Origin of the sequence: Thermococcus sp. (assembly GCF_027063845.1) — an archaeon.
In the GTDB taxonomy this organism is placed as follows: Archaea; Methanobacteriota_B; Thermococci; order Thermococcales; family Thermococcaceae; genus Thermococcus.
The window spans coordinates 1-5,632 of sequence record NZ_JAMOQU010000075.1 but is presented as its reverse complement, the minus strand read 5'-3'; the positions used below and the strand labels follow the sequence as shown (position 1 = coordinate 5,632).

Here is a 5,632-nt window from a genome sequence, read left to right as displayed (position 1 = left end):
GAGGAATCACCAGCTTTTGGTGAAGCTTTTTCCAAAAGCTTCTGAGGTAAGGTTTATAAGAGGACTTTCAAAGCACGACCGAGGCGAGAGATGTGGAGCGCGAGGTAACCGATGAGAAGCTCCAGAAGTATTTTAGAATCACCGAAGAGGCCCTCAAGCGACTTGAGGTAGCCGTTCACGAGAAGAGCCTTCTCCACGCGGTCGCAAGGGACTTTCTCACAATGGCAAAGAGCTATTTTGAAGACGCAAGGTACTACTACGAGAAGGGCGACTACGTTACAGCATTTGCAGCTCTAAACTACGCGCACGGCTTCATAGATGCCGGCGTGAGGCTCGGCGTGTTTAAGGGTGAAGACGACAGGCTTTTTGCCTTCGGGTGAGGTGAGCGAGATGGGAGACTATCTGGTGGTTCTCGAGGCGCCTATTATCGTGAGGGACGTTGAGACGAGCGAGGACGCGATAAACGTGGCTGTGAGTAAGGTAACGAAGGCACTCAACAGGGAGAAGCTTGACTTCGTCCGCGTTGAGCTCGGCTACTCCCAGTGTCCCGTCTGCGGGGCGCACTTCGAGAGCGCCTTCGTAATCGGAAACGTAGGCCTCGTCGGCATGTATCTAACGCTCAAGGTCTACAACGCTCAGACGATAGAGCACGCCGAGAGGATAGCCAAGGCGGTTGTCGGCAAGGCCCTCAAGAAGGTCCCCCTCAAGGTCTACGAGATTCGGGAGCTTGAGGAAGACGAGGAAGACGGCATCGAGGCCGAGCTCTGAGTTAAGTTAATTTTTTAAACACCCTCCCATCAAAGCCTCACATAACCTCTGGAGGTTTTGCCATGACGAAGTTCATCTTTGTTACGGGTGGTGTCGTCAGCGGTCTCGGGAAAGGAATCACCAGCGCTTCTCTCGGCATGCTCATGAAGGCTCGCGGTTTTAGAACGACGAACATCAAGATTGACCCCTACCTCAACTACGATGCAGGGACGATGAACCCCTACCAGCACGGCGAGGTTTTCGTTCTCGACGACGGCGGTGAGGTTGACCTCGACCTCGGAAACTACGAGCGCTTTCTCGACACGAGTCTGAGCTTCGACCACAACATAACCACGGGAAAGGTCTACTCGGCCGTCATCGAGAAGGAGAGAAAGGGTGAATACCTCGGCGCGACGGTTCAGGTGATTCCGCACATCACCAACGAGATAAAGGAGCGCATAAGGAGAATCGCGAGGGACTACGACGTCGTTATCGTTGAAATCGGCGGAACGGTGGGAGACATCGAGGGAATGCCCTTCCTCGAAGCCGCGAGGCAGATGCAACTTGAGGAAGGAAGGGAGAACGTCGCCTTCGTCCACGTTACGTATGTCCCCAAGCTCAAGGTGGTCGGCGAGCAGAAGACAAAGCCCACCCAGCACAGCGTCAAGGAGCTTCGCTCGCTCGGAATCCAGCCCGATGCGATAGTCGCTCGCTCCGAGGAGCCCCTTGAGGAGAGTGCGAGGAGGAAGATAAGCCTCTTCACCAACGTCCCCGAGGAGGCTGTAATCAGTGCCTACGACGTCGAGGACACCTACGAAGTGCCCTTGATGCTCGAAAAGGAGGGGCTCGCGAGGTACCTCGTGAAAAGGCTTGGCCTTCCCGGGAGGGAGCCCGACCTTGAGAAGTGGCTCGAGATGGTGGAGAAGTACAAGGGCCTTGATAAGGAGGTCGAGATTGCAATAGTCGGGAAGTACGTCAAGCTGGCGGATTCCTACCTCAGCATTAAGGAAGCTTTAAAGCACTCAAGCGTGGCAAACGATGTCAAAGTTAGAATCAGGTGGATAGAGGCCGAGGACGTCGAGAGGAAGGGCGTTAAGCTCCTCGAGGGCGTTGACGGCATAATCGTCCCCGGGGGCTTCGGAGCGCGCGGAAGCGAGGGCAAGATGATGGCGATACGCTACGCGAGGGAGAACGACATTCCTTTCCTTGGAATCTGCTTCGGCTTCCAGCTGACGGTCGTTGAGTTCGCCCGCAACGTCCTCGGGCTCAAGGGGGCTCACTCGACGGAGATAGACCCGCAGACCCCCTACCCCGTCGTTGACCTGATGCCGGAGCAGAGGGATTTGGACAGGCTCGGCGGGACGATGAGGCTTGGCGCTTACCCGGTTCACATAAAGCCGAACACCCTCGCAAAGAGACTCTACGGCAGGGAGATAGTCTACGAGAGGCACAGGCACCGCTGGGAGGTCAACCCCGACTACATCGAGAAGTTCGAGAGTGCTGGCCTCGTCTTCAGCGGGATAGCGGGCGACGACGAGAGGAGGATGGAGATACTCGAGTTGCCCGACCACAGCTACTTCATAGCGACCCAGTTCCATCCGGAGTTCAAGTCGAGGCCCATGAACCCGGCGCCGGTCTTCAGGGGGCTCGTCGAGGCCGCGAAAAAGAAGAGGTATCAGTAAAGAAACTCCTCTTTTCTTCCCTTAATCCCCTTGAAGTCCCTGTAGAGGAGAACCCCTCCCGCCCAGAGAAGGCACACGAAAAGGGCTTTGAGGGGAGCCTCGACAACAGCAATCACGAGCGGATTAGCGTTGGAGAGCATGAAGGGGATGAGGAGCGGTGCCATCAGGAGGGCGAGTCCGAAGGCGAGAATGAACGAAAGAACACCGTAACCGAAACTGCTGGGAAGGTTCTTAAAGGTAAGCCCAAAAGCCTCGACAAACGCCCCAATGCTCTCGCTCTCAACGTACGCGGGGATAACGAGGGCAAAAAACGTCAGAATTACCGGGAGAATTGCAAAGAACAGCAACAGACCAAAGAACGCGATGGGAGAATTCAAAGTGGCCGCACCTACGAGGAGGAGTACAAGAGGTATTGCCTCAACAAGAAGCGCCGTTATGTACGCGAGAATGTTAACCAGTATCACCGCTGGAATCCTTGGAACTGCCTCCAAGAGAAGTTCGAGAAGGGAATAATCTTCGTCCTCAAGCGAGAGGAAGTAAACCTTAATGACGCTGTACTCAACGAGGGAGAGCACAACTACAGTGATGAACAGCTCTAGGAGAGAAGCTTCAAGCTCATGAATCATGGAATCGGGAGAGGCAGAGGTCGTTCCATACTCCTCGAAGAGAACGTTTGGGTAGGCTTTCTCTCTAACAATTGCCTTATTCGAGTGAGTGAACTGAGAGAAACTCAGGACTGACAGAAGCAGAAACGCCACGAGGACGATGAGGTAGGCCCTCTTGTTCTCCGCGACGAGGGAGAAGGCCTTTGAAAAAGCATCCAGCGCTCCCATATACACCACCGATGTTAGTAACGATGAAAGCGTTTAAAAGCGTTGTCCCTAAGAAAAGCTTATAAACGAACCCCCGAAAGTGGCGATGGGTTCATCAGGCTAATCGAGGTGAGATAAATGGCTATCTGGCAGGGAAGGTCACTTAAAAAGCCCTCAGGTGGAAGGATTGTCCTCGCGAGGAAGAAGAGGAAGAGGGAGCTCGGAAGAGAGCCCGCCAACACCAGGGTCGCCGAGGACAGGGAGAGAAGGAAGATAATCAGGACCTACGGCGGTAACAGGAAGGTTCGCCTCGTCGAGGCCCTCTACGCGAACGTCTTCGACGGTGGCAAGGGCAAGAAGGTCAAGATACTCAACGTCATCGAGAACCCGGCCAACAGGCAGTACGCGAGGAGAAACATCATCACCAAGGGCGCCATAATCCAGACCGAGATTGGCAAGGCCGTCGTCACCAGCAGGCCCGGCCAGGACGGAGTTGTTAACGCGGTTCTCCTCAAGGAGGAGGCCTGAACCCTTTTCTAATTTGCCTTTGACAGAATCCGGCAGAGATTTCCAGAGAACAAAGGACAGTAGAAGAAAAGTATTGTCAGAAAATTAAATTCCCTCTCTGAACTTCGAGAGCTCCCTTTCCATAATCTTCTTTGCCAGCTCCCTCGCCTTCGGCTCAACGACCGCTATTACCCTTTCTTTCAGCTCGTCAAGGCCCTCACCTGTTAGGGCGGAAATCTTGACGGGCTCAAGTCCCTTAGCCCTGACGAACTCCTCGATGGCTTTTGTCTTCTCCTCGTCCGCTATGTCAACCTTGTTTATCGCGACTATGAACGGGAACTCGCCGAACTCGTTCAGTATCTCCTCGAAGAGGTGCATCTGCTCTTCAATTGGGAAGCCGCAGTACTCGCTCGGGTCGAAGATGTAGACGATGACATCTCCAAGGTGCTTCAAAGCGAGTATCGCCTGCTTCTCAACCTCGTTCCTCTCGCTGAGCGGTCTGTCGAGCAGACCCGGAGTGTCTATGACCTGGTAGCGGAGGTAGTGCTCCTCGAACTGGCCGACGTTTATGCCCTTCGTCGTGAAGGGATAGCTCGCCACCTCGGGCTTCGCGTTGGTTAAAGCCCTCAAAAGCGTGCTCTTGCCAACGTTAGGATGGCCGGCTATGACGACCGTCGGGAGCTCCAAATCGACGACCGGCAACTCCTTGAGAACGTTTCTGGCCTGATTTAGATAGCGCAAATCGTCGTCAATCTCGTGGAGTATGTCTGCAACACGGCCGTAGAAGGCCCTCCTGAGCTTGGCTATCTCCTTCGGGTCGCGCTCGTAGCGTATCTTCTCGACGTAGCGTTGCTCGAGGTTCCTGATAGTCTTTATCGCCCAGTTCACCCTGGCCAGCGAGCGGTGGAACTGATCCCTATCGACGAGCGTGTCAACTAACTCCTGATAGAACTTCGGGAGCGTCGAGACGCCGGGCGTTCTGTCGAGTATCTTCCTGAGGTTGTCGCGAACGACGTTCGAAACCGTTCTAACTCTGAGTTCTTCTCGCTGTCTCGCCTTGGCCACTTTCCCGCCGGGCGGGTTGTAGGCAGAGGCGGCCCTCTCGGCCCTCCTGAAGGCCTTGTCGATGAGCTCGTCAGCGGTAAGAACCGTCGGCATCTTCTCAAACGGATTCTTCATTCTCACCCCTCCCTCAATCTCGCGGAGAAAAGGTTGGGGAGGGGCCTTAAAAAGGTATTCAATCGAGCGAGCGGTAGATGATTACCCCAATCAGCGACGCAAGGGCAACGAGGAAGAGCAACACGAGGCTCATCAGCTTCCCGACGTGCGACGAGTCGGTGAAGCCAGCTATCACCAGCAGGAAGAACACCGCAACGAGGAGAAGGCCGAGCTTTTCGAAGAGGTCTTCGTACCTGTTAAGTTTGTCAACTATCACCCCAAGTCCCATATTTTCACCCCCACTTGGTGCTCTCTAAAAACCAAAATGGTGCGAAAATATAAAAACGTATCGCTAAAGCTCGATGACCTTGCCCACGTGCAGGGGTTCGACCCGGTTCCCAAGCCGACAACGGAGGTAGGCGAAGCTCTCGAGCCCCGTGCAGTGGCCCGCGTAGAGCCTGGCTTTGACGTTTTTGAGAACGTCCTCAAGCAGTTCCTCCTTCGCGCCAACCAGGTGCAGTCCACCGATTAGGGCTTTCACTGGCTTTCCGCTGACCTTCTCGGCGTGCCTGACGATGTTAATCACTCCCGAATGCCCACAACCGGTGATTACGACCGTTGAATCGCCGAGGTCGAGGATGAGCGCCATGTCGTCCCTAACCGGGTCCTTCGTTCCATCTGGGAAGTAGCCGACGGCCCTGTCCCAGGTTATTCTTTCAATCTCTC

At 54.8% G+C, this 5,632-nt stretch carries 7 protein-coding genes and 1 pseudogene; 4 read left to right on the top strand and 4 right to left on the bottom strand.

Going from position 1 to position 5,632, the window contains the following annotated elements; translation table 11 throughout:
* Positions 1–92: 92 nt before the first annotated feature.
* The 3 genes from MVO87_RS05775 to pyrG all read left to right on the top strand — a co-directional run bounded on the left by MVO87_RS05775 (position 93) and on the right by pyrG (position 2,429).
* Positions 93–380, top strand: a complete 288-nt coding sequence (locus tag MVO87_RS05775; RefSeq protein WP_297516649.1) for a DUF357 domain-containing protein — start codon at positions 93–95, stop codon at positions 378–380.
* Between the two features lie 10 nt (positions 381–390).
* Positions 391–768 (top strand): DUF555 domain-containing protein, encoded by a 378-nt coding sequence (locus tag MVO87_RS05770; protein ID WP_042689311.1) that lies wholly within the window; start codon positions 391–393, stop codon positions 766–768.
* Positions 769–830: 62 nt separating this feature from the next.
* On the top strand, positions 831–2,429 hold the full coding sequence (gene pyrG, locus MVO87_RS05765) for a glutamine hydrolyzing CTP synthase (protein ID WP_297552522.1): 1,599 nt from the start codon (positions 831–833) through the stop codon (positions 2,427–2,429).
* On the opposite strand, the gene MVO87_RS05760 is transcribed toward pyrG, so the two are convergent.
* On the bottom strand, positions 2,423–3,271 hold the full coding sequence (locus tag MVO87_RS05760) for a hypothetical protein (RefSeq protein WP_297512160.1): 849 nt from the start codon (positions 3,269–3,271) through the stop codon (positions 2,423–2,425). The genes pyrG and MVO87_RS05760 overlap by 7 nt on opposite strands.
* Positions 3,272–3,379: 108 nt before the next feature.
* Here MVO87_RS05760 and MVO87_RS05755 point away from each other — a divergent pair, with 108 nt between their 5' ends.
* Positions 3,380–3,769 carry a 30S ribosomal protein S8e gene (locus tag MVO87_RS05755; protein ID WP_042689306.1) on the top strand — a complete coding sequence of 130 codons (390 nt, stop codon included), beginning with the start codon at positions 3,380–3,382 and terminating at the stop codon, positions 3,767–3,769.
* Between the two features lie 84 nt (positions 3,770–3,853).
* Here the strand turns inward: MVO87_RS05755 and MVO87_RS05750 are convergent, their stop codons facing one another.
* The 3 genes and pseudogenes from MVO87_RS05750 to MVO87_RS05740 all read right to left on the bottom strand — a co-directional run.
* Entirely contained in the window at positions 3,854–4,927 is a 1,074-nt protein-coding gene (locus tag MVO87_RS05750) for an NOG1 family protein (RefSeq protein WP_297512164.1), read from the bottom strand.
* Between the two features lie 58 nt (positions 4,928–4,985).
* Complete coding sequence (locus MVO87_RS05745) at positions 4,986–5,195, bottom strand: hypothetical protein (protein ID WP_297552520.1); 210 nt, start codon at positions 5,193–5,195, stop codon at positions 4,986–4,988.
* Between the two features lie 63 nt (positions 5,196–5,258).
* Positions 5,259–5,632: pseudogene (locus MVO87_RS05740) on the bottom strand (MBL fold metallo-hydrolase); the annotation flags it as partial.